Below are 24,664 nucleotides of genomic sequence, written 5' to 3' on the forward strand. Positions count from 1 at the left end.
CTCCCGATTTTTTGTCATTCTCGTTGGCACTGTCCCGTCGGCGTGACACAGCGCGGCCCGGGTGCAGAACCGCGCCAGGCCAGCGACCGTTCGTCCATATTGCCGTCAGTGTCGCCAACACCGAGTTTGCCCGGTGGGACGACCGCGACGGCGACCGTCCGGATCCGGAAGTCGACGCGTTCGCTCCGGCCCAGCGCCTCCGACACTCCGTCGCCGTCGACGTCGAGCGAGACGGCCGCACCGTCGCGGACGTACGTCGTGTCGCTCCCCTGAGCCCCGACGGCGAAGCGGCCGTACGCGCCGCGGGACTCGACGATCCAGAGGTTCGCCGTGGCGACCCACGGACTGAGCGTCGGCGAGAGCGGTAGCCCCGCCGGGATACCGCCGATGGTGTCGTTCGTCGCGCGGGCGAGACCCCGCTCGGTGGCACGGGCCGCGGCGTCGGTCGCCGCCCTCTCGGCGACCGCGCGGGTGGAAGTGACGGCGTCGTCGACGGCGGATTCGGGGACGCGAACGCGCTCGGAAGTCGCGACCGCCCGGAGTTCGACACGGAGGGCGGTGCGGAGTCGGTCCGCGGCGACGGCCCAGGCCTTCTGCCCGGTGGAGTCCGTTTCGACCGCGACAGCGGCCACTGCGCGGGCCAGGGATCCGTCGGTCGCGGCGACCGCGCGCTCGCCAGGGCCGCCGAAGCGGGCGAACGACTGATCCACGACCCGGCGGCGCTCGTCACGGGTGAGCGACGTTTCCCGAGCAAGCGTGCGCGTGGCGGTGGTCCGGACGTCACCCATCGACTGTTCGACCGTCCGCGCGAGCGCGTCACGTCGCGCTCGAAGCCGTGGGTCCCGGTGCGTTTCGAGGGTCGAGTCGGCGGCGACGAGCGCCTGCCCCGCGGTGTGCAGTGAGACGCGACCGGGGTCGCCAAGCAACGTTCGCGTGACGAGATCCGCGCTGTCGCCGTACGGCACGCTGAAGACGTTCACGTTTCTGACAGCGAGTCCGACGTAGCGTTCGTCGTCAGCGACGCCGTCAACGAGCGTGCCCTCGACGGGATCGGGTGCGAGATACGCGGGGTCCGCGTCGGGGAGCAGGACCGTCTCGCCGCGGACGCCCGTCTCCCCCCCGAGGTTCGTCCGCGGTGATGGTGCGTCGGGGGTGAGCGTCGCGAGGTTGTTCACTCGCGAGGGTACGAGACCGCTCGCGTCGAGCGCGCGATCGATGCCGGCGTTCCGCGACCGGGTCTGTCCAGCGCGGTCCTCGAGTCGCGCGACGACCCGATCGAGGTAGGCCGCGCGGGCGGCGACGCGAGTTCGATCCGCAACGCCGTCGTACCGGGACGGCGCGTCCAGTAACGCCTCGCGTCGATCGCGGAGCAGTGCCGCGAGCCGCGCCGCGCCGTTTGCGTGGCCGGTGGCGGCGTCGCTGGCAGCAACGTCGACAGAGAGGGTGCGGACGCGCTCTCGGAGTTCAGCGAGATCGGCGTAGATCCACGAATCGAGGTCGGCGGGTCGCTCGCCGACGAACGCCCGCGATCCGCTCGTTCGGCCGCCAGTCACCGCCTTCCGGGCAATTGCATCGGCACCGCCGAGCGCGGAGACGAGCCGCTCGGTTTCCGCACGTCCCTCGCGCAGATTCGGCCCGGCGAGCGCGCCGCCGGACTCGAACAGCGGTCTGAGGGGACGGGTCGGTGCCGCGGTGCCCCGCAGGCGACCGGTCCCGGTGATCCGAACGCGGTGGACGTCCCGCCAGGTAGCGCTCGTCGTCCGGGGGGTCTCGTTGCGTTTCACCCAGGTCCGGTCGACGCGCCATCGCTCGGTGACGCGTCGGGTGGCCGAGTAGAGTCGTCGCGTCCCGACGCCGGCCCGGGAGGCCACCCAGCCGCGTCCGTCGCCTCCACTCACGGAGATGTCGTTGGCCGTCGTCGAATACGCGAGAGTCCAGTTCTCGCCGGGAGCCCGCGGAGACGGGCGGTGGCCATCGGCGACCGTCTGCACGCTGGTGTGGACTGCGACCGTCGCGCGATAGCCATCGCGCCGGATCGATTCGAGGGACTGTGCTCCGTTCGTGCCCCGGAGCAGCGAGAGGAACGCGTCGTCCGCTGTCCCGTTGACCCCCACCGAGACGGTCTGTGCCGCCGGGAGCGACGTCCGTCCGGAACTGGCCCCGGTTCGCTCGGCCGCGTTCGGGTCCGGAAGGCGACCCGTGACCGCCGAGACGACTCGCGGGTCCGTTCGGGGGCCGAGGAGGTCGGTCGCGCCGGTCCGGAGCGTCGCCGCGCGAACGCCGGCCGCCGCGTCGGGGTCGGCCCGCCCGAAGGCCGCCCGCTGTGCGTCCAGCAACCCGGCGTTCGTCGAGAGCGCGACGTGGCGGTTCCCGACGACGTTCGTGATCGGCAGGCCCCCGTACTGTCCCAGGCCGCGGGCCTGTGCCATCGCCGTGACCCCGATCGTGGTCCGGCGAGCGAGCCCCGGGGCTTCGATCGGATCGGCGTTCAACCGCGTCTGGAAGGCCGTCGTGCGGTCGTGAAGCGCCAGCACCGGAACACCGACGGTTACCGTCCGATTCACGCGGCGCGTGTCGAGCGTCCGCCCGTCTGTTTCGACCGTCAGTTCGAGCCCGTGGATCGTCACCTGGAGTTCCGTGCCGTCGTCGACGCCGGCGATCGAAACGCGCTGGATCGCCTCGGAGGCGTCATCGATTGCGATCCCGAAAGACGCGCTGGCGACGCTCGCACCACGGTGGTGTTCGACCGGCTCCATCGCCGCCCGAGCGGCGAGGAAGATCCGGAGTCGGAGATATCGACGGAAGGTATCGGGCCCGGTGAGCGCGGTACCGGCGTCGCTGTCGGCGGCAAGCGTGACCGGATCGCGCGCGGCGGCCATAGCGGCATCGCGAGCAGCGACTCTGAGGGCGGCGGTCGCTTCGGCATCGACACGGTCTGCCGCGACGTCGGCAGATCGATCGACCGGCGTCGGTCCGGGCGTCGCGAGTGAGGCAGCGAACGTCGAACTGCCCACGAGCAGCAGCACGCCGAGGAGCGCGAACGGGATTCGAGCGCGGTCGTCTTCGGCGAGCCGCATCACCGGTCACCTCCGGTATCGCCCCACGTTCTGACCACGATACGGACCGAGGAGACCGAAACCGCTTCCGCGGCCTGGGTCGGGGAGTCATACTCAGATCGGAGATCGGCCGACATCCGGGGCGCGAGGCGGCGTGCAATCCGTGCATTCGCCGCCGCCGTATCCTCGGTCGTGAGCGGTGCCGACACTGAGGCGTTGGTTGCCGCCGCCAACCGCGCGTAGCGGTGGCGGACCAGCGCCGCCGCTGGGTCGTCGCCGCGGAGCGCGAGCCGCGCCGGACCGGGAGGCACGAGGAGGTTCACGGTCCGTTGAGCGACTGCAGTCCCGAGTCGATCGAACCCGTCGGCGGTCGATGGCGGCAGCGGCTCGATGCCCGTCGGAATCGTGAGCGTCGCAGCGTGGACACGGTCGGAGGAGGGTTCGGGGCCAACGCCGAGGTGGCCACCGACCGGTGCGCCGGGATACGGTCGCCACGTCGCGTCGATGCGGACCGACGCACCGGTGCGGGCACGGACCGTATCGCGGACGCCTGCAGTGAATCCCGCTCTGCTCCGGGTGAGCGACGACAGATCAGTCGTCTCGCCGTCGAGGTCGACGCCACTGCCAGCCACCGCGCCGCGGGCCAGCAGACCGGCGAGACTCCCCCGGGCCGTGCGGTCAAGTTCCGGGGAATCGAGAGCGATCTCCGGCGCGAGATCGGCCGCTGAAGCGGACGCTCGCATCTCGCGAACCCCCGGTGCGAGCGAGTAGTTCACCGCTGCGGTCGTCGTGGCGAGCGCGTCGGCGACGGCGTCGGCCGAGCCGTCCGTCGCGGCTGGCGACCGGTCGATCGTCGCGAGCCCGACGACAGCCGCCGAGAGCAGAAGCAGACAGATCGCCGCGTCGATGGCGACGTTCATCGCCACACCCAGACGGTGAGGCGGCCCCAGATCACCTCGCCCCCGCCGGCGGCGACGCTGACCGGACGGGTCGCTCGATCGACTCCGGGACGGCCGTCAGACGGTGGCCGCCGTCCGTTCGTCCATCGGCCCCGCGCTGTGCGCACCGCGACGGCGACGCGATAGCCGTCGGGGGCAACACGGCTCGCCCGGAGGAGGGCGACGGGGTCGACCACCCCGCCGGTGCTCACGGCGTCGTGAACGCGGTCGAGGGTGGGGTCGGCGAGTTCGTTGTCGGTCTCGGTCGGCAGCATCGAATCCAGGCCCGCCGCGTAGAGAGATATCCCAGTGCAGACCGCGAAGAGGGCGATCAGCGCGACCAGTGGGGTCGTCTGCGCCCGCGTTCCCGATCGCCGGTCGCGATCACGCATCGACGAGCACGACAGCCACGTCCTCCCACGCGGTCCGGCGGACGAGCAGCGTCCGATCGACCTCGCGCCAGGGCGCGTCGGTCGCCCTGGCCCGGGCATCGACGACGGCCTGCCGAAACGCCTCGGGCGAGTCGTACACCCGCTCGGGCGGCATCCCGTGGAGGACATCACGCAGCGGCGAATCCGCGACCGGAACCGGCGTAACGGGACCGAACGCCAGCGACACGTGAGCCGTGCCCGCGTCCGAGCGGAGTGCGATCCGGCGCGTCCCGAGTCGGATCGAATCGGCGTCCAGCGGGTGCTCCGCGGTCGAAGCGTACTCCGTGGCCGCGACGCGATCGACGGTTGCTCCCACCGCGCCGGCATCCGGCGGCGGTGCCGACGGGAGTCCTGCGGTCGCGCCGAACAGGGCGACACCCGCGAGCGAGAGGCCGATCCAGGCGTACCACGCGTCCACCGTTACGTCGAACATAGCGGCCTTGGTCCCGTCTTGGTATAAAAACGCTCGCGGGCGGTGCCCCCTCAGAACAGGGCTGCGGCCCCGACGTACGCCGCGAAGTACGCCGCGGTGGCGGAACAGAGTGCAAGACCGACGCTGTAGCCGACGAGCGACCGATCCAGGCCGCGATCAAGCCCGGTCGCCACGGCCGTCAGGATGACCGCAAGGGCGAGCACGTACGCGCCGACGGCCGTTCCGAGCAGCGACGGAGCCAGCACCGTCGTGCCCGCGGTACCGAGCGGTGCGGCACCAGACGCCACCACGGCTCCCGAGCCCGCTTCGCCGGCACGCGCGGCAGCCATCTGGGCCGCCATCGCGACGGTCGCCCCGCCGACCAGCGGCCCGAACAGTGCGGCCGTATGCCGCAACGTCCCCGTGATCGCCGCAAGTTCCCGTCGGGCCGACGCTTCGACCCGCTGGAGCTCGGTCAGGTGAGCGGCCAGCGTGACCAGCGTGGGTCCCGCGGGCCGGCCCTCCCGCGCCGCGACTGCGAGGAGTGACGCGGTGGCCCGGGCGCGCGGACTCGGGACATCCGACAGCGCGCCGAAGTCACCGAGGAACGACCGATAAACGCCGACTCGCAGCCGACGCCCGACGCCGGCCGCAGCGGCGAAGCGGTCACTGGTGGCGCCGGTGGTCGCGTCGGCGGCCGAATCGATCGCTGACTCGACCGACTCGCCGCGGCTCACACGGCGGCCGACGACCGCCGTCGCGTCCGCGAGACCCTCTTCGACCGCTCTGACGTCCGCTCGTACCGCTGCCATCGGCCGATAATGAACGACGAGTCCGGCGCCGAGGCCGAGGCCCACGGCACCGACGGGCGACCCCCACGGCACGAGTATGCCGCCGAGAACTGCCCCGACGACGAGCCCAGCGACACCGGCGGCGATCCCACGGATTGGCCCCGACGGAACCGCGGGGTGAGCAGCGGTCACTCGGACGGGTGCGAGCGCGACCGGCCGTCGGAGTAGCAGCCACGCGCCCGCGAGGAGCAGACCCGTGGGGAGCACACAATCGTAGAGCAGGACGAACGCAGTCGCCGGAACCGACACGCCGCCGGCGCGTGCCGCTGGCAGCACGCCGACGAGCGCCAGTGGCAGTAGAACCCCAAAGGCGTAGATCCCGCTCGCGGGCCCGCGGACGTCCCCAGCGAACTCGGCCATCTCGGTCCGGGTCCCGTCGAGGACCGTCTCCAGCGCCCGGTCGAGGGCCTCCGCACGGTCCCCAGCCGAGTCCTCGACGGCAGCCACGAGCAGAGACACCGACCGTTCGAGCGCGGGAAACCAGCCCCGCCACTCGGCCGCGAAAGACCGGAGGCCGGCAGCGGGACCGGCGCGGGACCGTTCGGCGTGCGCTGCGAGGCTGTTCGCGAGCGGCCCCCGTCCGGTCCGCGCGGCGAACAGGGCCGCTCGCTCCGGTGTCGGGTCGAGTCTGAGTCGGAGCGCTGCGCGGGCGACGAGCCCGGGTGCCTTACCGAGCGACCGCGTCCGCCGGAGCGTCGCCGCGGCGACGGGCGCGCGGTGGACGAGCAGTGTCGTGCCCAGGCCGATCCCGACAGCCGCCGACAGCACCGCCGCCGGTGGGAGTCCAGGAATCGAGAGCGTCGCGGTCACGAAGACCACCACGGCGACGATCTGGGCCGCGGTGTAGCCGGCGGCGACGACAGTTTCCGCACGGAGTTCGCTCTCGAGGAAGGCCAGTGAGCGGTTCAGTTCGTCGGTCGGTTCGACGGCGCCCGGATACCAGCGGGCGAGCGTCCGCACGAATCGGTCGAGTCGCGTGGGGGGCCCGGTCATCGCGTCTCGCCCCGAGAAGCCCGCTGCTGCTCGGCCGGCCGCGTCAACCCCGCGGCCGCGAGCCGCTCGAACCGCGCCGTTCGCCGGTCGAGCAGCGCGAGCACGTCGGCGTACGACTCCCCGTCTCGACGGAACCGGTCGACGAGCGTGCTCTCGCCGCGGTCGATGCGACCACACCGACGGAGCGACCCGTCCGTACGCTGGAAGAGCGCGTCGAAGGAGGGTTCCGCGCCCGCTCCATCGACCGCCTCGATCGCGGAGACGTATCGGTCGTCGCCGTCGCGAGCGCAGGTGACGACGAGGTCGGTCGCGCCGAACGACGACGGCGGCACGCCGAGGTCGGAGACGACGCGCTCGCGGACGGCCGCGGCCGAGTCGCCGTGGATCGTCCCGAGCACGGCGTGGCCGTGCGCACCGATCCGCATCGCCTCGTAGAGCGCGCTCGCCTCCTCGCCGCGGACTTCGCCGACGGCGAGCGCACCGTCGCCGAGTCTGAGCGCTGCTCGCAGCGCATCGGTGGGGGAGAACGACTCGTCTCCCGATCCGCCGGTCGCCCCGCCAGGCCCGCCCGACTCGGTGTGGAGCGCCTGGACATCCCGCCCCCGCTCGCGGAGCGACGCCATCGGGAGTTCCGGCGTGTCTTCGATTGTCACGAGGCGCGTCGCCGGCGGCAGTTCCCACAGCAGCGCCCCGAGTGCCGTCGTCTTCCCCGCCCCACGAGTACCGGCCACGATGATCGCCGCACCGCGCTCGACGGCGAGTGAGAGCACCGACGCCGCCCGGGCCGTGATCGAACCGGCTTCGATCAGGCGAGTCAGCGTCCACGCCGACTCGTCGCGGATCCGGAACGCGAACCCGATGCCGTCGCTGGCGGGGTCAGTCACGCCCGCGACGCGAATCCGTCGCCCGGTTTCGCCGACCAGCGAGGCGTCGAGTGTCGGCGAACTCCGCGAGAACGCCCGTCCGCTCTCGCGTCGGCAGCGCGAGGCGAGCGACGCGGCCCCCGCCGGCGTCAGCCGGATGTTCGTGGGCAGGCGTTCTCCCTCGACGACGACACGGACTGGTGCCGCGGTCACCGGCGCGGAGACGAGAACATCGGAGACCGATTCGTCGGCGAAGAGGTGTTCGAGGAGGCCTAGCCCGTGGGTGTGCCGCGCGAGTACGTCGGCGATCCGCTCGACCGGCTGCGCCGCGGGTGCGACGCGCCTGACCGCGCGTCCGGGCGCGCGATCACCACCCCCGACGGAGCCACTCGCGAGCAGGTCGCGAGCCGCCGCCAGCGTGTCCGTCGCACCGTCGTCGAGGTCGCGCACGACGGGATCGAGGTGGTAGGAACGCCCCGACGCGGATTCGACGATCCGGACGGTCGCACCGGTCGGCACGTCGCGCGTCGCACGGACGGTGGCGTCGGCCGGGAAGCACTGTGACGCGTGCGCCTGCGAGATCGTCGGGCCGACGAACGGATCGAGCGCCGTCATGTATACATCTGCAGTCGGTGCGGTTTGCGACGAGTGCCCACCCCCGACGTGTGTCGCCGCGACATCGAGTCCCGATTCGGCGGCGATGCGAGCGACTGGACCCGCGCGCCCCGTAGCCTCGTGGCCCGCGGCGATCGGATCTCGGAGAGCCCGCTCGGCCAGCGCCTCGTCGTGAAACGCGACGCGCTCCACGAAGCGGCCCGCCGCGACGAGCAGCGCCAGGGCGGCGTCGGTGTAGGTCCGCTCGCGCCCGGCGCATCGGGTCCGGACCGTGTCGACATCCCGGCGAGAGAGCGCGTCGATCACTGTCGCCCGGCACGCCGGGGCCGATTCGAGTCGACCCCGACCCGGACAGTCGCCGGCGTCGACGACGAGTTCGCACCGCTCGGAGAGCCCGAGCCCGACCGGTGTCTCGAACGACGTCCGACAGCGACAGACCGGTGATTTCGCCGTCGATTCGTCGGCAGTGTCGGGATCGCGGTCGAAGACGGCGCGGGCCGCGTCCGACAGTGAGCTGTTCAGCCCGTCGACGAGGAAATCGAGGGAGCGAGACATAGCGCTCGTGGTCGCGTCACCGTATATAAACGATCGCCGCTCACCCACCCGAGCCGCGGGCGGCGACGAGCGTGGGACCGCGGTCGTCCACGACGAGCGCGAGCGAGACGACGTGTCGGCCGCTCGTGCGGAATACGATCGGGCCCGTGGGCGTGCGGAGCCGAACCGGAAGCGACAGTCCACGGATCCGCGTCGGCGACGATCGGAGGGCGTAGGTCACGACCGACCGGTTCCCGGGGCCACCCGGCCGGCCGCCGACCGCGACGAAGGCCGGAGCGGCAGTCGTCCAAGATTCCTGCGGGATCGAAACCGCGACGCGTCGCGTCGCCGCCGACCGCCGCGTTTCGACGGCGTCGTTGGTCGATGCGAGTCCCCTGCCGGCGCGTTCGATTCGATCTGCCGCGTTCTCGATCCGGTCGGTGGTGTGCGTCGCGCTCGCATTCTCGACGGCCGGGAGAGCAGCCGCGAGCGTCGCGACGGTCAGCACCGCCGCGACGACCAGCCGAATCACCGGAGGGCGTCTCGGAGCCGCGCGCCGAGTCCCGACTGTCGGTCGGCATCCTGCTCGTCTGCTGCGAGCGGCCCCGATGAGGACCGCTCGCCCGATAGTGACGAAGGGTGGTCGTCCCGGGATCGGACTCGTTCGGCGGCCGGCGTCGTCGTGGCCGGCTGTTCCGTCGGTGCGTCCGCTGTTGGTGACTGGCTCGTCGATGAGTCCCTCTCGGGCGGCGATCCGGGCTCGGCCAGTCGCTCGCGGACGAGACCGTTCGGCTCGGTCGAGACCGCTTCTTCCAGCGCTTCGACCTTCGCGAGGGCGATCGACGCGCGTCGTTCGACCGCCTCGTCGATCGCCTCGACACCGCCGAGGAGGCCGCGGACGGCGTCGAGTTCGGCTTCCAGTTCGGTCACCCGGCGGTCGAGGGCGACCACGCGAGCAGCCTCAACGGCGTCCCCCCACCCCGGGCCACTCGCTGTGCTCTCCGGTTCGGTGGGTTGGTCTGACGCGTCTGCGGTAGCGGCTCGGGGGTCGCTCGACGACGGCGTCGGTCGGGCTCGACGGTCGGAATCGCTGGGCATACCGAGGGTGGTCGCGGCATCCGATATAAACCGTCGCGTGGCCGCGTTCGGGTCGCCCGTCGACGGGGCGATTCGGCGGGGAGAACGTTGAAGGGGGACCTGAGAGATATACGCAGTATGAAGTCCGTCCTGATCGGCGTCGGCCAGGCCGGCGGGAAACTCGCCCGCGAACTGGTCGAATACGACGAGCGGATGGGGTTCGGCTCCATTCGCGGCGCCGTCGCGGTCAACACCGCGAAGGCAGATCTCAGAAACCTCCCCTTCGAGACCGTCCTCATCGGTCAGGATCGAGTGAAAGGCCACGGCGTCGGCGGCGACAACGAACTCGGCGCCGAGGTGATGCAGTCGGATACGAACGAAGTCCTCTCGGCGCTGGACGGCCGCATCACCGCCGGCGTGGAGTCGATCTTCGTCGTCGCCGGCCTCGGCGGCGGCACGGGGAGCGGCGGCGCACCTGTGCTCGCGAAGGAACTCCAGCGGATCTACGACGTCCCGGTCTACGGTCTCGGAATCCTCCCCGGACGGGACGAGGGCGCGATGTACCAGGTGAACGCCGGGCGTTCGCTGAAGACGTTCGCGCGCGAGGCCGATGCGCTCTTGCTCGTCGACAACGACGCCTTCCGGTCGGCCGGCGAGAGCGTCACCGAAGGATTCGATTCGATCAACGAAGAGATCGCCCAGCGCGTCGGCCTCCTGCTGGCGTCCGGCGAGGCCGTCGATGGGGTCGCCGAGAGCGTCGTCGACTCCTCTGAGATCATCAACACCCTCCGAACCGGCGGGATCGCCGCGCTCGGCTTCGCGTCGGCGGAGGCCGCCCCCGATGCCGAGGGGAACATCAACACCGTGATGAGCACCACTCGCCGCGCGCTCCTCTCGGGATCGAGTCTCCCGGACGCGACTGACGCCGACGCCGCGCTCCTGATCGTCGCCGGGGAGCAGGACGCCATCCCGCGGAAGGGCGTCGAGCGCGCGCGCAAATGGGTCGAAGAGGAGACCGGCAGTCTCCAGGTCCGCGGGGGCGACTTCCCCCTTTCGAGCGACCGGATTGCGACGCTCGTACTCCTTGGCGGCGTCGAACGCTCGGACCGACTGGAGACGTTTATGGAGCGCGCCGCGGACGCCCAGAAAGCCGAGGCGGAGGACCCCACCGACGGGGATCCCGCCGAGCAGTGGGGAAACGACGAACTCGACGACCTGTTGTAATCCGGCACTGACTCGGCGATCGTTCTGCGCGGAATCGCAGTCTCCGTCGGCAGCGGGTGCGTCGTCCCGTGGCTGACAGGGATGCGACCGCGCGTCCGCCGACTACTTCAGGAGGCTCGCACCGTCGAGTTCGGCGCGGGCGTACTCGACGTCCATCAGATCGAGGATCGTCGGGGCGATGTCGTAGAGGTCGACGTTCTCGATCTCGGCGTCGGGATCGTCGACGAACAGCGTCGCGTTGTCGAAGCTGTGCATCCCGTTCCGGGGCCCCGTCCCGAACACGTCCTTGTCGCCTTTGAACCCCGACTTGAGGTCGAAGCCGTGGTTCGGAACGACCACCAAGTCGGGCGCGATGTCGTCGTGGTCGCCGCGGAAGGCCGCTTCCTTCTCGACGACGCGGTCGGCGACCTTCCGGCCGTTGGGGCCTTCGAGCGCCTCGAGTTCGGCTTTGAGTTCCGCTCGCGTCTCCTCGTACTCGTCTTTCGGGACGCTTCCGCGGGGCTCGCGCCCCTCGAGGTTGATGTAGAACCGCCCCGGAATCAGCGAGTAGGCTCGCGTGTCGTCGTCGATATCGCCGAGCTCCTCGTGATCGTCGTCCTCGTAGGAGAGCCACCCTTGCTCTTCGAGCCAGGCGTTACAGTGGACCTCGTAGTCCAGCGAGGTGAAGCCGTGGTCGGAGGCGACGACGAGTGTCACGTCGTCCGGCAACGACGCCCGAATCTCGCCGACGTACTCGTCGACCCGCTCGTAGAACTCCAAGAACGCCTCCTTGTTCTGACCGTCTTCCTCGTAGTCTTTGAACAGGAAGTGGTTCACCCGATCCGTCGTCATAAAGACGCCGAAGAACAGGTCCCAGTCGTCGCGTTCGAGCACGTTCTGGAACGCTTCGTACCGGCGGTCGAGGGTCTCGTTGGCGTCCTCGACGAACTCCGTCTTGTCGTCGTCGTGGCCGAGTTTGGCGTTGACGTCGATCCGGTACCCGAGGCCGTCGAGTTCGTCACGGAACTCGTCGGGAGTGGCTGCCTTGTCGACGCCCGGCGAGAGGAAGCCCGAGACCATCCGCTGGACGTTGCGCTGCGGCGGGAACGTCACCGGGACGTTCAGAATGCTCGCTTCCCGTCCGGCCTCGGTGACCCGGTCCCAGAGCCGCGTGGCCTGTACGTCTCGGCCCATCGGAACGTAGGTGTCGTAGGAGCCGTTCTCACGGTCCTGGAAGCCGTAGACGCCGGTCTCTCCGGGGTTGACGCCCGTCGTGAGGGCCGGCCAACACGCCGACGACTCGGGCGGGACGATGCTCTCGATTGGGCCCGCACTTCCCTCTTTGGCGAGCGCAGCGAAGTTGGGGAACCGCTCCGGGTTGTCGTCGAGAAGACTGAAAGGAACGCCATCGATACCGATGAAGGCAACGCGCGGGTGATCCTCCCCACGCAACCGATCGAACAATCCCATACCGACCGTATTTCACGGTAGTCATAAGTACTTTCGTCTCCGTGCGGCCACTGCCGCCGTCTGGGACGCGCGGTCGGCGCAGTGCCACTGCGACCAGCGAAGGAGCGAAGTGTGCGCCGCCGCAACAGGTGACCGAGAGCCGTGAAGGAGTTCGAACGAAAACAGCTGTTAGAGCGTGTCAACCGCGAGGCCGCGACGGTGGGTGCGGAGATCCCGGACTCGATCGACGTCCAGGGCGAAGCGATCGAACTGCAAACCTTCGTCTTCGAGATCAAGCGGCGCGAGACGATCCCGCCGGGCGAACGCGACCGCGTCGAGCGGGCGAAGAAGAACCTCCGTCGCGAGCGCCTCCAGCGCCTCCAGCGGATCGAGGACGGAGAGATCTCCTACGAGAAGGGGGTCGAACTCGCCGAGAGCATCGTCGGCATCGACCGGGCCCTGAATGCCCTCGAACAGCTCCGTCCGGTCGACCTCGAGCAGGAGGCCGAGGTCAAAGAGACCGCCGACCAGAAGCGCTGGATGACGTTCCTGAAACAGGCGCTCGGTCGCGAGGACAGCAGTGGCTCGGCCCGGGGGCGCGGGGGTGGTCGGCTGTGAGTCGCAACGCCGAGGTCGCCGCGCGACTCGAGGAGTTCGCCGACTTACTCGAAGCGGACGACGTCTCGTACAAACCGAACGTCTACCGACGCGCCGCCGAGAACATCCGGGAGCACCCCGAACCGATCGAGGAGCTCGCTGCGGACGGCGAGGCGGCGGTCGCGGAGATCGACGGCGTCGGCGACGCCATCTCCTCGAAGGTCGTCGAGTACATCGAGACCGGCGAGATCGAGGAACTCGAGGAACTCCGTGCGGCCCTCCCGGTCGATATCGAGGCGCTAACGCGGGTCGAAGGCGTCGGACCGAAGACCGTCGGAACGCTCTATGAAGCGCTCGAGATCACCACGCTCGACGAACTCGCGGCGGCCGCCGACGCCGGCGAGATCCAGGAGGTGAAGGGGTTCGGCCCGAAGACCGAGTCGAACATCCGTGAGAACGTCGCCTTCGCGCGGCAGGCCCAAGAGCGCGAGCGCCTCGGCGACGCGCGCCCGCTCGCAGACGACGTCCTCGGGTACCTCCGGGGGACCGACGCCGTCGCCGAGGCCGACGTCGCGGGGTCGATCCGACGGTGGCGTGACACCATCGGCGACGTCGACGTGCTCGTCGCCAGCGACGCGGGCGAGCGCGTCGTCGAGGCGTTCGTCGCGTGGCCGGGCGCGACGGATACGATCGAGGCGGGCGACGCCAAGGCCAGCGTCCGCGCGGGCGACGTGCGGGTCGACCTCCGCGTCGTCGTCCCCGACGAGTTCGGCGCGGCCCTGCAGTACTTCACCGGCAGCAAGGACCACAACGTCGAGCTCCGGAACCGCGCGATCGCACGCGATCTGAAGATGAACGAGTACGGCGTCTTCGACGTCTCGGACGTTCCCGACCCCGACGACGGCCAGCGGGTCGGCGAGCGAATCGCCGGCGAGACGGAGGCGTCGATGTACGAGGCGCTCGATCTGCCGTGGATCCCCCCGGAACTCCGCGAGGGGGCCGGCGAGATCGACGCGGCTGCCGAAGGCGCGCTCCCGGATCTCCTCAAGGCATCCAGTCTCCGCGGGGATCTCCACACCCACACCGACTGGTCCGACGGGCGGTCGTCGATCGACGAGATGGTCGCGGCGGCGGTCGATCGGGGAGACGACTACTACGCCGTGACCGACCACGCGACCGGGCCGGGAATGGTGGGCGGCGTCGGCCTCTCCGACGATGACCTCGGCGAACAGATGGAGGCGATCGAAGACGTACGCGAGAGGCTCGACTCGGACCTCGTACTGCTGCACGGCGTCGAGACGAACATCGACGCCGACGGCGGCCTCTCGACGGACGACGACCTGCTCGCGGCGTTGGACGTCGTCGTCGCCTCGCCGCACGCCGCACTCGGACAGGACCGCGAGACGGCCACCGAGCGACTCGTCCGCGCCGTCGAACACCCGAGCGTCGACATCCTCGGCCACCCGAGCGGCCGACTGCTCAACGAGCGCGAGGGGCTGGAGTTCGACGTCGAGCGCGTCGCCGAGGCGGCAGCCGCTGCCGGGACGGCACTCGAGATCAACGCCGATCCCGCCCGACTCGACCTCCCTGGCGAGCGCGTCCGGATCGCCGTGGACGCTGGTGCGAGGATCGCGATCGACACTGACGCGCACGCGCCCGGCGCACTCGACTACGCGCGGTACGGGGTCCACACGGCCCGGCGCGGATGGTGCGAGCGCGACGACGTCCTGAACGCGTGGCCCATCGAGGAACTGCAGTCGTTCCTGCACTGAGCGATTCGACGTGTCCGACCGACTCCTCCTCGACGCGATGCTCGGGAAACTCGCGACGTACCTGCGACTGTGTGGGTACGACGCGGCGTACGTACTCGACGACCGCGACGGCGATCAGCGGGACGAGCAGCGCGCCAGTGACGGCGACGACGAACGAACCGAGAAGGGCTCGCGAGCGACTGTGGATCCCGGGGACGACGAGATCGCCGACTGGGCCCGCGCGTCTGGGCGCACGCTCCTCACCAGAGATGTGGACCTCGCCGCGCAGGTGGACGGCGCGGTACTGCTGACTTCGCGGGACGTCGGCGATCAACTCCGCGAGTTGGTGGCGGCGGGCTACGAACTCTCGCTCGCGGACCCGCCGGCGCGGTGTGCGGCCTGTAACGGCCGTCTCCACGCCGTCGGCAGCGGCGAGTCGACCCCGCCGTACGCGCCCGATTCGGCCGCGACCGACTGCTGGCGCTGTCGCGACTGTGAGCAGGTGTTCTGGAAGGGCAGTCACTGGGACGACGTCCGCGACCGACTCGACGCGCTCTGAGGTCCGGGGTCGACACTCCCAATCGACAGGGGTCTCGTCGATGTGGCACCAACGATTCACGAACCGACGACCGGGGAGAACGACCGGTGGCGGCGTGTCAGCGACGACGCGATCGCGGCGTCCACTCTTCACAGGGATCCATATCGTCCATCAGTTCCTCGGAGACGCCGCAGTACGGTTGGATCCCATCGTCCGTACGGACGTACTCGAAGTGCGCGCAGTTACCGCAGTACGTGTCGCCGGTGTCGAGGTCGCGGCCAGCGCCGGGTCCAGTGGTCGAGCGGGAGCGATCCGGCCCCGACGGCGACCGTCCGGGCGACTGCGGTGACGCATCCGGTCCACCCGACTGCGGTGACGCCTCTGGACCACCCGACGACGACTCGTCGAGCGGCGAGGAGATCGATTCAGCGTCGGTGCCGCCGTCAGAGGCGGTCCCCGCGCTCACGCTGCTGCGACCCGTCCCGCCGCGATCACCCGTCTGCGTCTCGACGTCGCCGTCGGGCGTGCCACCGAAGAACCCGATCCCGCCGAGGCCGCCGCGGGAGCGCTCGACGGGAACGTACTTCGTCTCGCTCCGCCGCGTCACGTTCACCGTAGCGGTGCCGCCGGGGTCGTTTCGCGTCTTGAAGTTCGCGACGCCGACGAAGAGACACCAGAAGGTGACCATCGCGCCGAGGAAGTAGACGCCGACGGTCATGAGCGTCAGATCCGGCTTCCCCGCCCCGCAGAGCGACCCCGACCACCGGCACGGGTACGCGTGCGTGAAGAGCGCGACGCCGACCACGGCGATGCCGGCGCCCACGACCGCCGCGGCCTTGGTGAGCCGACCCGACGGAAGCACGGCGAAGATGCCGAGGAACACAGCCGGGATGCCGACGCCGGCGAGCACCCCACCGAGTTGTCGCTTGGCCGTCAACGCCGCCAGATCCGATCCGTACAGCACGTCTGTCGTCGCGACCACGATTCCGGCCACGACCAGGAGCGCGCCGGCGAGGAACAGCCCCAGTCCGAAGAGCAGTCGCCGGAGGCTCGCTCCCGATTTCTTCCCCCTGTAAACCTCCGAGAGACTGGGCATACCGGCCTTTCGTGCGCACGGCACAAAGAGGTGCGTCAGACGGACGCACGACGGACGGCGCGAAGCGTCGGGCTCAACCGGCAGATCGATCGGGGCTCGGGCGCCGACAGAGAGACGCGTCGGCCTCACGTTCGGGGCTGAGCGGGCGTGTCGAAGGGATTATTGTCGCGGATGGCAAACCGCGGCGTATGGCAGACGAGGAGGAAGACGAGGGTCCCGTCGTCGAACTGGGCGAGGAGACGCCCGTCGAGGGACAGCCGCTGGCGCGGATCGCCGCGCGGCTCACCTGGCCCCACGAGAAGAGTCGGATTGTCGAACAGGAAGGCGACAGCGTCGTCCGGACGCCGTCGGGGCCGCAGACGCTCTCTGACGTCCTCGAATCCGTCGACGAGACGTACTTCGACTCGCGGCAGACGTTCGTCGACCTCGTTCGAGACGTGATTGGCAACGGCCCCGTCGAGACGGAGTGACGCCACCGGACGGTGTCCGTCCACGCCCGACTCCGTGCCGCCGCCGGCGAGTCCACGTGGCTCCAGCGATCGCTGATCGTCGGGCTCGTGCTTTCTGTGGCGTGGAGTTCGTGGTCGGTCTCACCGACTGATCTCTCCGCACGCGTCGTCCGCGACGTGGTGCTCTTTCTGTTGATCCCCGCAGGATTGGCGCTCACACACGGTCGTGAACTCGGCTTTCGCGTCGACCGGCGCGCGCTTCGCGATACGCTCGCACTGGCGGCGTTCGTCTTCCCGTTCTACCTCGTCGGGGCGTCGCTGCCGAGCATCCGCGCGTACTATCCGATGTGGGAGACCTCAACGGCGCTCGGCGAGTTCCTCCCGCACGCGCTCCAACAGTTGCTCGTCGTCGTCGCCGCCGAGACGTACTACCGCGGCCTGCTCTGCGTCGGCGTCAGTGACGAGTTCGGAGCCAAGAGCGTGTTCATCAGTCCCATCGTGTACGCGCTCCACCACGTCGGGAAGCCGCCGATCGAGTTGCTGCTGTCGGGACCGACGGACGTCCTCTTCGGGGCGGTCGACTACCATAGCCAGTCGATCCTGCCGTCGATCGTCGCTCACGGACTGGGGTTGACGCTGCTCGACTGGCTGGCGCTGCACGAACCGGCGATTCCACCCGAAACGGTCCTCAACGCCCTGCGCTGGCTCCCCGTCCCGCTGTGAGCCGGCGGTGGCCACTGCTGTGCACAGTATTCACAACACCATAGATTTTCATCGCACGCGCTCGTTGGTGGAGACGATGACACTACCGATCGATCCAGAGGCGATTGCGGCGGGAGATATCGGTGAAGAGCGCGCCATCCTCAATATGGAACACGAGGAGGCGATCGAACACGTGCGAGAGGCGTTCACCGACGCCGGGTTCGGCGTCGCGACGGAATTCTCCGCCTCGGAGATGCTCAACGAGAAAGTCGACGCCGGGCGTGATCCGTACTACGTCCTCGGGGCCTGCAACCCGAATATGGCCAACCGAGCGCTCGACGCGAGCGAGAAGCGAATGGGTGGGCTCTTCCCCTGTAACGTCGTGATCTGGCAGGAGGAGCCGGGCGTCCAGACGGTCTATCACATCAGCATTATGCGAGTCGCTCGGCTCGTCGGGATGGCACCGGAGAACGAGGAGATGGCCGATATCATCGCTGACACGGGGGAACTCGTCGACGAGGCGTTCGGCAACCTCGACGCGCAATAATCACGAGCGGGCGATGCGGCACGCGTCACGAGGGGAGGGCCGTGAGTGCGGGCGGTCTGGACAGTCAGGAGCGGTCGGCATTCGACGCAGTGTCGCGTGACCCGAGTTGACGGATCGTCGCGTCCATCTGCGAGAAGTGGGCCGTTTTCCTGTCACGTGATGTCATAGCACACTAGCGGAAGGTGGAATGACATAAGTACTTTTTCCCAAAAGTCTCCGAAGTAATACCGAATCATTTGAGACATTATATCCATATTTATTTTCTTCGGGCAGGTATTTTTCGATGATTAGTCTATTTTGATCGCTGCCTACTAACGGAACGTGGAATTCGGTGCAGAGCATCTGGCGGGGACGCCATCGCAACCGACAGAATTAGCCCGCATCCGGCCACACGCACTGCTATGACGCAAAGCGACTGGGGAGACTGGTTGCTCCGAGCGGTCGAATCGGCAGACCCCGAGACGGTCGCGATCTGGTATCTCGGTTGCAACGGATTCATTCTGAAGGGCTCGGCGGGCACGACGGTCGCGATCGATCCCTACCTCGGGACGGGTGATCCGCCACGGACGGTGCGGATGATCCCCGTCCCGTTTGATCCGGCAGACGTCACCGAGATGGACGCCGTGCTCGCCACGCACGAACACACGGACCACACGCACGGCCCGAGCCAGGGGCCGATCCTCGAGCGCACCGGGGCGGACTTCTACGCGCCCGACGATTCGCTCTCGGTCGCGTTCGACGACGAGGCGTGGCTCGACGAGTACGACGTCGACGAGGCGCAGTTCCACGAGGTCGCAGCGGGCGACACCGTCGAGGTAGGCGAGTTCACGATCTCGGTCGAGCTCTCTCACGACCCCGACTCGACGCACCCGGTCTCGTACCTCTTCGAGCACGAATCGGGCACGTTCTTCCACGGCGGCGACACGAAGCCCCACGACGACTTCGAGGAACTCGGCGAGCGCTACGATATCGATCTCGGGGTGCTCGCGTTCGGGGCGATCGGAAACATCGACGACAAGCAGACCGGCGAGCCGGTTCGGACGCGCTGGTACTCGACCGAGAACGAGGCCGTGAAGTCGGCGTCTGACCTCCAGTTCGATCGGTTCCTCCCGAGCCACTGGGATATGTGGAAGGGGCTGACCGCGGATCCGAAGACGCTCCACCACCACGCGCGGAGTTACGACTATCCGAAGAGTCTCGAGATCGTCGAAATCGGCGATCGAGTCGACCTGTGATCCCGTCTCATCCCGCCGGCGAGTCACTTCGCAGCGCACGGATCGAAGAGTTACCCCACGCAAGCGAGTAATCCACCACGAAGACCCCACGCGATGGTTTCCATTCCCCCCGCCACCGGCCTCCCGGCGTATCTCGCTCCGCTACCCGACCGTGTCGAGGAGTGGGCACTCCGACTCACCTGGCTCATCGTCGTCGTCAACCTCGCGGGCACGGCGTTCGGATTCTGGTACTACCGGTTCCAACTCCTGCACACCCCGCTCGTGATGTGGCCCGTCGTCCCCGACAGCCCCCTGGCGACGTTGCTGATGATCGGAAGCCTCGTCTCGTGGCGCCTCGGGCGCGACCGTGGCTGGGTGCACGCGCTGGCGTTCGTGGCGAACCTGAAGTACGGCCTCTGGGTGGTCGTCGTGCAGGTCGTGATCAACGACGTGTTCGTGAGTGGCGATCCCTATCTCTGGTTCCTGTTCGTCAGCCACCTCGGGATGGGCCTGCAGGCGTTTGTGATCCCCCGGTACGCCGAATTCAGTGTCCCGGCGGTGGGCGCCGCGGCCGCCTGGTTCGGCTTCAACGACATTGTCGACTACCTCGTCCCGCTCGTCGGCGACTACCACCACGCGTACTTCGGCCCGAACTTCGCGGGCGCCGCCGACCACACCGTACCCGCGCACGACATCGCCGCGGCCGCGGCCGTCGCGCTGACGCTCCTCGCGACGTTCCTCGCGCTCGTCATTCGAATCCGACAGGGAGCAAACGGATCTCGTGGCGGAACAGGCTAATTCCAGCATCGAATGCGCGCGATGAGGACGTGACGGGATTCCCGCGAGCGCGAGCGAGTGGGAAGTCGTCACGGACGTGAGTGAAACGAACGGACGTGACGGGATTCGAACCCGCGATCTAGGGGTTAGGAACCCCTCGCCCTGATCCACTAGGCCACACGTCCGGCATCAGCGTGTCCCACAGCAGCCGCTTAAACGGGTGGGGTTTCGCAAAAAGACCGGGTGGGGACGTGACTCAGTTCGTCTCGGTGGACGTGTCGGTCGAGGTGGACGTCGACGTCTCGGATTCCTCTTCTTCCTCGTCGTCCATCTGGCTCAGTTCCTCTTCGATCTCTTCGCGGCCCCGCCTGAACTCACCCATCGCTTGCCCCGTCGAACGGGCGAGCTTCGGGATTTTGTTCGCCCCGAACAGCAGTACCAGTATGAGCAAGACGACGAGCACTTCCGGCCCACCCGGCAGCCCCGGGAACAGTGGGGTTACACTTCCGTACATCACTACGTGAACGTAACCCAGTGGTAATTATAGGCTTTTTGCTCGCTTGGCACGTACGACGCCGCCCGCGACTGGACAGCAACATTCAACAAAACGGGCGACGCAGGAGAGGTATGGTTTCAGTCGGCGACGACGCGCCCGATTTCACCGCACCGCTCGCAGACGGCGACGTAGGATCTTTCACCCTCTCGGAGCACCTCGAGGAAGCACCGATCGTTTTAGCGTTCTTCCCGGCCGCCTTCACCGGCACCTGTACCACGGAGATGTGCACCTTCCGCGACCAGATGGCCAACTTCGAGGACGTCGGCGCGACCGTCTACGGCATCAGTATCGATACGCCGTTCACACTCAACGAGTTTCGCGAACAGAACGAGCTGAACTTCGGCCTCCTCAGTGACACCAACCGCGAGGTCATCGACGCCTACGACATCTCGATGGACTTCGCTGACCTCGGCGTCCGCAACGTCGCCAAGCGCGCGGTCTTCGTCGTCGACGGGTCCGGAACGGTCACGTACACGTGGGTGAGCGACGACCCCGGCGTCGAACCCGACTACGACGAGGTCGCCGAGGCGGCCGACGCAGCGAGCGAATAGTCGCGACCGGCGCGACCCGCAGGTACTTTGCGGTCCATAGACTATCTCGGGGTATGGCTGAATCCACCGCGAGCCCCGGGTACGAGTACGATCCCGACGCGGAGCACAACTTCCCCGACGGGCGACTGAACGCGGTTCTCCCCACGGTTCTCTCTGATCCCGAGATCGAGACCTACCTCGAGGCGCAGAACGTCAACGCCGTCACGCGGAAGGGGTACAACGACCACGGACCGAAGCACATCGAGATCGTCCGAAACCGCGCGCTGAACCTTTATGATCTGCTGAAGGGCGGCAACGTCGCGTTCAACGGAGCCGCCGACCAGGGCCTCGAGGAGGCCGACGAGCCGGTGATCATCGCACTGGCGGCGACGCTGCACGACATCGGGCACGTCGTCCATCGCGACGAACACGCCTACTACTCGATTCCGCTGGCTGCGGACATCCTCGATCGACTCCTCTCGGACTTCGAGTTCTACGATACCCAGGAAGCCATCCGGATGAAAGCCGAGGTGCTGCACGCGATCCTCTGTCACCACACCGAGGAGGACCCGCTGACCCTCGAGGCGGGCGTGATCCGCGTCGCCGACGCCCTCGATATGGAGCGCGGCCGGTCGCGCATTCCGTACGAGAAGGGTGGCCGCGGCATCAACACGCTCTCCAGTCAGGCCATCGAGAACGTGACGCTCGAGCCGGGCGACGGACGGCCGGTGCTGGTCGAGATCGAGATGATCAACGCCGCCGGCGTCTACCAGGTCGACAACCTCCTGAAGGCGAAGCTCAAGAGATCGGGCCTCGAGGACCACGTCCGGATCGTCGCGGTCAACACGAAGGCCGAAGCGGGCGACCAACTGGTCGAGCGGATCGAGTTATAGGCGCGCTCCCCGAGACCTCAGTCGTCCGCGGGCGAGACCTCTTCGAGTCCCGCGACGGTGAGGTCGCCACCCAGCGTCCGGTTGGGATAGGGGATGTCGATACCTTCCGCGTCGAAGCGCTCTTTGACCGTCTGGACGTACTCTGCGCGCGTCTTCACGAAATCCCCCCGGCTCGGATCGTCGATCCAGATCCGGGATTTGAGCGTCACTGACGAGTCGCCGAGTTCGGTGAGTCGGACCGTCGGCGCGGGATCGTCGAGGATCTCCTCGTGGTTGTCGGCCTCCTCGATGATGATCTCGGTGGCCCTGTCGATGTCGTCGTCGTAGCCGATCCCGAAGGGGACCTGCAGACGGAGTTTCTGCTTGGCGACAGGGTTCTTGATGACGCCGTCGGTCAGACTGGAGTTCGGAACCGTGAGCAGTTCGTTATCGAAGGTCCGGACCCGCGAGACGCGGAAACTGATGTCTTCGACGATCCCGGAGTTGCCGTCCCACTCGATCCAGTCGCCGATCTTGAACGGCCTGTCGGTGTAGATGAAGATCCCCGCCACGAAGTTCTTGAGCACGTCCTGCAGCGCAAACCCGATAGCCAGCGTCGCGGCGGCCGCGACCGTCGCCAGCGACTGCAGGAGATCACCGTACCCGGCCGCACCGAAGGCAATGGTGACGGCGGCGAATCCGAGAACGACGGCGGTGAGTCGCCGAAGCGGCTTCCGCGCGTGCGGTTCGAGCCCCCGCGACTCCATCACTCGCTCGATCACTGGGATCAGTACCGCCCGAGTAACGTAGAACAGGACGACGAAGACCGAGAGGAATGCGATCGCCTGTCCAGCGAGTCCCGCGATGCTGTCTGGAAGGCCCAGATCGGCCAGAAACCGAGCGATCGATCCGCTCAGGCCGACCCCAGTCTGCAGCGCGACGGCGCTCATCGATGCAGTACCCCCGTGTTCCCACGCGTCTCGATGACGTCAGCACCGGTCTGTTCGGCCAGTTCCGTAGCCAGTTCCTCGACGTTCGTCCCACCGCGGGCCGCCCGCAGGAACTTCACCTTGATCAGGTCGCGATCGGCCAGTTGGTCAGAGGCCTCCTCGACGACCGGCTCCAGTCCCCCCTTGCCGACCCAGACAGTGACGTCGAGGTCGTGAGCCCGCTTCCGCAATTCCTGTTCGTCCATACGGGTCCGCTACGAGGGCGTCCCGTTTGAAAGTTAAGGGTTCCAAAGTCGGTAAAGAAAGGGCGAGCGGGCGGTTTCGCCGTGATCGCGACGAGCGCTCCCTCAGTCTTCGTAGGGATAGCGCTTCGTTGCGCCACAGGACAGACACCGGACGCTCACGTGACCCGACCGAAGCCGGACCCGTGCGGTCACGTCCGGTCGGAGATACACGTCACACTCGTCGCAGGTGAACCGCCGAAACCGTCGAGGGACGCCGGTTCGGTGTCGCTCCGCAATCCGTCGGGCGAGACGGACGTACTCGCGGGCGCGGTCGAGATTGCCGTCGGCCGTCGCCTCCCGCGCGAGGTCGTGCAGGCGGTCGATCCGCTCGGCCGGGATACCCATACTGGAAGGCCGACGGCGGGTCGAAAAAGCGTTCCGAGTCGCCCACAGATCTTCGACGGCCAATTGTATTGTCACAACCACACAATATTAGTTCATCGGGAACCAATGATGCGTATGCGCGTCGTATTCGCCACCGACCGCTCGGACGCGAACGAGGACGCGATGCGTTCGCGGACGTGCCTGGACTGTCTCGACAACATCGGTGTTACCGACGTACACCTGGTGACTGTCGTCCCCGACAACGTCACGACCGGACTGCCCGGGATGGACACGGCGTCGGACGCGCAGACGGCGCTGCAGGCCCAGCGCGACGTGTTCGAGTCGGCGGGCTTCCGGGTCGAGACCCACGTCGCGCGCGGGACGCCCCATCGCCGCATCAACGGCTTCGCCGACCGCCTCGACGCGGATATGGTGATCGTCGGCTCCCGAGGGGAGAGTCCGCTCGAGAACCGCTTCGTCGGGAGCACCACCCGAAACGTGGCGCGGACGGCCACCCGGCCGCTGCTCGTCGAACGGATCGCACCGCCGGCCGCCGATCAGGCCGTCGTGAAAGAACACCTCTTCGAACACGTCCTGGTCCCGACGGACTTCTCGGACAACGCCCGACAGGCCGTCGAGTACCTCCCCACGCTTCGGGGCGCGACGCAGGCGGTCGATCTCCTGCACGTCCGGAACAACGACACCGAGTCGACTGACGCCCGGTCGCACCTGCAAGACCTCGCCCGCGAGGTCGAACGCGAGATGGATATCGAGGCCGGCATCAACGTCCGTGAGGGCGATCCAGTCGACGAGATATTAGCGGCGGAACGCCGCGTGGGCGCGACCACGACCCTCCTCGGGACCCGCGGGCAGAGTCGGCTCCGTCGACTCCTCCTGGGCAGCGTCTCCGAGTCCGTCGTCGCCCGCGGCAACAACAACGTCCTCTTGGTGCCGCCGGAGTCCGCACCCCGGCGCTGACGTGACCCGTCGGTCCCGGCCGGCGAACCGGGAGCACGTCGGGTGCGCTGCGGCCGAGCAGACAGGATAAAATGACC

General features: G+C 68.4%; 26 protein-coding genes and 1 tRNA gene. 12 read left to right on the top strand and 15 right to left on the bottom strand.

Translation table 11 applies throughout. The features are described 5' to 3' along the window. Positions 1–14: 14 nt before the first annotated feature. Genes BLU74_RS00495 through BLU74_RS00530 form a run of 8 tightly spaced genes read right to left on the bottom strand, consistent with a single transcriptional unit; the run spans position 15 to position 9,791 of the window. The gene (locus tag BLU74_RS00495; protein WP_089763961.1) at positions 15–3,077 is read right to left on the bottom strand and encodes a DUF7286 family protein; all 3,063 of its coding nucleotides are present in this window, start codon (positions 3,075–3,077) and stop codon (positions 15–17) included. Continuing rightward, positions 3,077–3,976, bottom strand: coding sequence for a DUF7284 family protein (locus BLU74_RS00500; RefSeq protein WP_245705715.1), 900 nt, complete (start codon positions 3,974–3,976; stop codon positions 3,077–3,079). Before BLU74_RS00500 ends, BLU74_RS00495 begins: the two co-directional genes overlap by 1 nt. Continuing rightward, a complete protein-coding gene (locus tag BLU74_RS00505; RefSeq protein WP_089763965.1) occupies positions 3,973–4,386 on the bottom strand; it encodes a DUF7285 family protein in 414 nt (137 codons plus the stop codon). Before BLU74_RS00505 ends, BLU74_RS00500 begins: the two co-directional genes overlap by 4 nt. Further along, positions 4,379–4,858 (bottom strand): DUF7283 family protein, encoded by a 480-nt coding sequence (locus tag BLU74_RS00510; RefSeq protein WP_089763967.1) that lies wholly within the window; start codon positions 4,856–4,858, stop codon positions 4,379–4,381. The genes BLU74_RS00505 and BLU74_RS00510 overlap by 8 nt, the downstream gene beginning before the upstream one ends. A gap of 50 nt (positions 4,859–4,908) precedes the next feature. Then, complete coding sequence (locus BLU74_RS00515) at positions 4,909–6,681, bottom strand: type II secretion system protein (RefSeq protein ID WP_089763969.1); 1,773 nt, start codon at positions 6,679–6,681, stop codon at positions 4,909–4,911. Then, a complete protein-coding gene (locus tag BLU74_RS00520) occupies positions 6,678–8,714 on the bottom strand; it encodes a type II/IV secretion system ATPase subunit (RefSeq protein ID WP_089763971.1) in 2,037 nt (678 codons plus the stop codon). Before BLU74_RS00520 ends, BLU74_RS00515 begins: the two co-directional genes overlap by 4 nt. A 40-nt stretch (positions 8,715–8,754) precedes the next feature. Continuing rightward, positions 8,755–9,225: a DUF7311 family protein gene (locus BLU74_RS00525; protein ID WP_089763973.1), complete on the bottom strand. Its 471-nt coding sequence runs from the start codon at positions 9,223–9,225 to the stop codon at positions 8,755–8,757. Continuing rightward, positions 9,222–9,791 (bottom strand): DUF7310 family coiled-coil domain-containing protein, encoded by a 570-nt coding sequence (locus BLU74_RS00530; RefSeq protein WP_089763975.1) that lies wholly within the window; start codon positions 9,789–9,791, stop codon positions 9,222–9,224. The genes BLU74_RS00525 and BLU74_RS00530 overlap by 4 nt, the downstream gene beginning before the upstream one ends. Positions 9,792–9,908: 117 nt before the next feature. Here BLU74_RS00530 and BLU74_RS00535 point away from each other — a divergent pair, with 117 nt between their 5' ends. Then, positions 9,909–10,994 (top strand): tubulin/FtsZ family protein, encoded by a 1,086-nt coding sequence (locus tag BLU74_RS00535; RefSeq protein WP_089763977.1) that lies wholly within the window; start codon positions 9,909–9,911, stop codon positions 10,992–10,994. Between the two features lie 102 nt (positions 10,995–11,096). Here the strand turns inward: BLU74_RS00535 and BLU74_RS00540 are convergent, their stop codons facing one another. Further along, a complete protein-coding gene (locus BLU74_RS00540; RefSeq protein ID WP_089763979.1) occupies positions 11,097–12,443 on the bottom strand; it encodes an alkaline phosphatase family protein in 1,347 nt (448 codons plus the stop codon). 141 nt (positions 12,444–12,584) lie between these two features. Between BLU74_RS00540 and BLU74_RS00545 the strand changes: the two genes are divergently transcribed. Genes BLU74_RS00545 through BLU74_RS00555 form a run of 3 tightly spaced genes read left to right on the top strand, consistent with a single transcriptional unit; the run spans position 12,585 to position 15,329 of the window. Further along, positions 12,585–13,040: a DUF5788 family protein gene (locus BLU74_RS00545; RefSeq protein ID WP_089763981.1), complete on the top strand. Its 456-nt coding sequence runs from the start codon at positions 12,585–12,587 to the stop codon at positions 13,038–13,040. Continuing rightward, positions 13,037–14,791: a DNA polymerase/3'-5' exonuclease PolX gene (polX, locus tag BLU74_RS00550; protein WP_089763983.1), complete on the top strand. Its 1,755-nt coding sequence runs from the start codon at positions 13,037–13,039 to the stop codon at positions 14,789–14,791. The genes BLU74_RS00545 and polX overlap by 4 nt, the downstream gene beginning before the upstream one ends. Positions 14,792–14,801: 10 nt before the next feature. Further along, positions 14,802–15,329, top strand: a complete 528-nt coding sequence (locus BLU74_RS00555; RefSeq protein ID WP_089763984.1) for a Mut7-C RNAse domain-containing protein — start codon at positions 14,802–14,804, stop codon at positions 15,327–15,329. Positions 15,330–15,426: 97 nt separating this feature from the next. Here the strand turns inward: BLU74_RS00555 and BLU74_RS00560 are convergent, their stop codons facing one another. Further along, entirely contained in the window at positions 15,427–16,404 is a 978-nt protein-coding gene (locus BLU74_RS00560; RefSeq protein WP_089763986.1) for a cell division protein CdpA domain-containing protein, read from the bottom strand. Between the two features lie 188 nt (positions 16,405–16,592). Between BLU74_RS00560 and BLU74_RS00565 the strand changes: the two genes are divergently transcribed. The 5 genes from BLU74_RS00565 to BLU74_RS00585 all read left to right on the top strand — a co-directional run bounded on the left by BLU74_RS00565 (position 16,593) and on the right by BLU74_RS00585 (position 20,114). Further along, positions 16,593–16,874 carry a DUF5789 family protein gene (locus BLU74_RS00565; RefSeq protein WP_089763989.1) on the top strand — a complete coding sequence of 94 codons (282 nt, stop codon included), beginning with the start codon at positions 16,593–16,595 and terminating at the stop codon, positions 16,872–16,874. 12 nt (positions 16,875–16,886) lie between these two features. Further along, positions 16,887–17,576 carry a CPBP family glutamic-type intramembrane protease gene (locus BLU74_RS00570; RefSeq protein ID WP_394327853.1) on the top strand — a complete coding sequence of 230 codons (690 nt, stop codon included), beginning with the start codon at positions 16,887–16,889 and terminating at the stop codon, positions 17,574–17,576. A gap of 76 nt (positions 17,577–17,652) precedes the next feature. Next, the gene (locus BLU74_RS00575; RefSeq protein ID WP_089765196.1) at positions 17,653–18,102 is read left to right on the top strand and encodes a DUF302 domain-containing protein; all 450 of its coding nucleotides are present in this window, start codon (positions 17,653–17,655) and stop codon (positions 18,100–18,102) included. 401 nt (positions 18,103–18,503) lie between these two features. Further along, the gene (locus BLU74_RS00580) at positions 18,504–19,337 is read left to right on the top strand and encodes an MBL fold metallo-hydrolase (RefSeq protein WP_089763992.1); all 834 of its coding nucleotides are present in this window, start codon (positions 18,504–18,506) and stop codon (positions 19,335–19,337) included. A 93-nt stretch (positions 19,338–19,430) separates the two neighbouring features. Further along, positions 19,431–20,114: a DUF1405 domain-containing protein gene (locus BLU74_RS00585; RefSeq protein ID WP_089763994.1), complete on the top strand. Its 684-nt coding sequence runs from the start codon at positions 19,431–19,433 to the stop codon at positions 20,112–20,114. A 90-nt stretch (positions 20,115–20,204) separates the two neighbouring features. Here BLU74_RS00585 and BLU74_RS00590 read toward each other — a convergent pair. After that, positions 20,205–20,278 (bottom strand) — tRNA-Arg (locus tag BLU74_RS00590). Positions 20,279–20,349: 71 nt separating this feature from the next. After that, positions 20,350–20,607: a twin-arginine translocase TatA/TatE family subunit gene (gene tatA / locus BLU74_RS00595; RefSeq protein WP_089763996.1), complete on the bottom strand. Its 258-nt coding sequence runs from the start codon at positions 20,605–20,607 to the stop codon at positions 20,350–20,352. A 113-nt stretch (positions 20,608–20,720) separates the two neighbouring features. Here tatA and BLU74_RS00600 point away from each other — a divergent pair, with 113 nt between their 5' ends. Continuing rightward, positions 20,721–21,200, top strand: a complete 480-nt coding sequence (locus tag BLU74_RS00600; RefSeq protein WP_089763998.1) for a redoxin domain-containing protein — start codon at positions 20,721–20,723, stop codon at positions 21,198–21,200. A 53-nt stretch (positions 21,201–21,253) separates the two neighbouring features. Further along, the gene (locus BLU74_RS00605) at positions 21,254–22,072 is read left to right on the top strand and encodes an HD domain-containing protein (RefSeq protein ID WP_089764000.1); all 819 of its coding nucleotides are present in this window, start codon (positions 21,254–21,256) and stop codon (positions 22,070–22,072) included. Between the two features lie 17 nt (positions 22,073–22,089). Here the strand turns inward: BLU74_RS00605 and BLU74_RS00610 are convergent, their stop codons facing one another. From BLU74_RS00610 to BLU74_RS00620, 3 genes are all read right to left on the bottom strand, one after another. Further along, complete coding sequence (locus BLU74_RS00610; protein ID WP_089764002.1) at positions 22,090–23,001, bottom strand: mechanosensitive ion channel family protein; 912 nt, start codon at positions 22,999–23,001, stop codon at positions 22,090–22,092. Continuing rightward, positions 22,998–23,246 (bottom strand): YhbY family RNA-binding protein, encoded by a 249-nt coding sequence (locus tag BLU74_RS00615; protein ID WP_089764004.1) that lies wholly within the window; start codon positions 23,244–23,246, stop codon positions 22,998–23,000. The genes BLU74_RS00610 and BLU74_RS00615 overlap by 4 nt, the downstream gene beginning before the upstream one ends. Before the next feature lie 102 nt (positions 23,247–23,348). Then, positions 23,349–23,630: a ribonuclease P protein component 4 gene (locus tag BLU74_RS00620; RefSeq protein WP_089764006.1), complete on the bottom strand. Its 282-nt coding sequence runs from the start codon at positions 23,628–23,630 to the stop codon at positions 23,349–23,351. Positions 23,631–23,744: 114 nt separating this feature from the next. Here BLU74_RS00620 and BLU74_RS00625 point away from each other — a divergent pair, with 114 nt between their 5' ends. Next, on the top strand, positions 23,745–24,587 hold the full coding sequence (locus BLU74_RS00625; protein ID WP_089764009.1) for a universal stress protein: 843 nt from the start codon (positions 23,745–23,747) through the stop codon (positions 24,585–24,587). Positions 24,588–24,664: the final 77 nt, after the last annotated feature.

This window comes from Halobellus clavatus (genome assembly GCF_900107195.1).
Classification (GTDB): Archaea; Halobacteriota; Halobacteria; order Halobacteriales; family Haloferacaceae; genus Haloquadratum; species Haloquadratum clavatum.